A 995-nucleotide genomic window follows, 5' to 3' on the forward strand; every position below is an offset into this window, starting at 1 on the left:
GGGCAGGGGCGAGCGCCTCCGCGTCGCCGGTCCGGTCGAAGGCGGCGGAGAAGAACCCGGCGCGGAGCCCGGCGCCGGCCACTTCTTCCGTCGCCCCCTCGCCGACGCCTTCGGTGGCGCGCTCGGCGGGCGATGCCGTGCCCGACTCCACTCCGGTGGCGGCCGACGCCGATCCCGCCTCCGGACCGTCGGCCCCCATGATGGCGGGCGGCGCCGCCGCGGTGCTGGTGCTCACCGGGGGCGCCGCCCTGGCGCTTCGTCTGCGCCGGCGCTGAACTACGCGGTCACGGAGTTCAGTTGACGGTGACCGGCTGGCCGTCGGCGGTCACCGGGCTGTACTTCGCGGTCCAGAAACCGCTGGCGGGGCACAGCGAGGAACCGGACGTCCGGCTGAACTGCTGGTTGGCGAACTTGATGCTGTTGTCGGCGTTGTCGGCCGTGCCGGCCAGGCCGCCCGCCGCCTGGTAGACACAGCTGACGCTGCCCAGCAGGGTGCGCAGCACGACGGTGGTCTGGATGGCGGAACCGCTCGCCGGGGTCACGGCGACGGTGCCGTCGGAGGACACGGCGGTGGAGTACGGCAGGTTGTTGACCGTGATGCTGGTGACGCCGAGGACGCCGACCACGTTCGAGGTGCAGTTGCTGAAGGTCTGCCCGGTCAGGGACTCGGTGGCGGTGCCCGGCGCGGTCGGGTTGCCGGTGACCGTGGCGGTGAAGGTGGAGGCCGTGCAGGTGATGCCGCTGGTGCCCGTCGAGCTGGAGTAGAGGGTCGCGGTGGTGCCGCTCGCCAGGGAGGCGCTGATGGTCGTGCCCTCGGCGACGTCGGCGCCGCCGGCGGTGAGGACCGCGACGTCGGCCGCCGCGGCGGGGGCGGACGCGGCCACGGCTACGGGGAGCGCGAAGGCGGCGGCAGCGGCGGTGAGGGAGAGCAGAGAACGCATACGCATGGGGGATTGCCTCTTTCGTGAGGTGAGGGTGGGGGTGGGGGGCGCGGA

At 73.7% G+C, this 995-nt stretch carries 1 protein-coding gene and 1 pseudogene; one reads left to right on the top strand and one right to left on the bottom strand.

The features are described from left to right. Window positions 1-275, top strand: a pseudogene (locus EHS43_RS48645) (chitin-binding protein); the annotation flags it as partial. An 18-nt stretch (window positions 276-293) separates the two neighbouring features. On the opposite strand, the gene EHS43_RS45125 reads toward EHS43_RS48645, so the two are convergent. Then, on the bottom strand, window positions 294-947 hold the full coding sequence (locus EHS43_RS45125; protein WP_185806689.1) for a Tat pathway signal sequence domain protein: 654 nt from the start codon (window positions 945-947) through the stop codon (window positions 294-296). Between the last annotated feature and the right edge of the window lie 48 nt (window positions 948-995).

The organism is Streptomyces sp. RP5T (assembly GCF_003933965.1).
Taxonomy (GTDB): Bacteria; Actinomycetota; Actinomycetes; order Streptomycetales; family Streptomycetaceae; genus Streptomyces.

Bases quoted from the DNA above. Each gene is read 5' to 3' on its own strand.
- EHS43_RS45125 (WP_185806689.1), bottom strand. From the start codon at position 947: ATGCGTATGCGTTCTCTGCTCTCCCTCACCGCCGCTGCCGCCGCCTTC.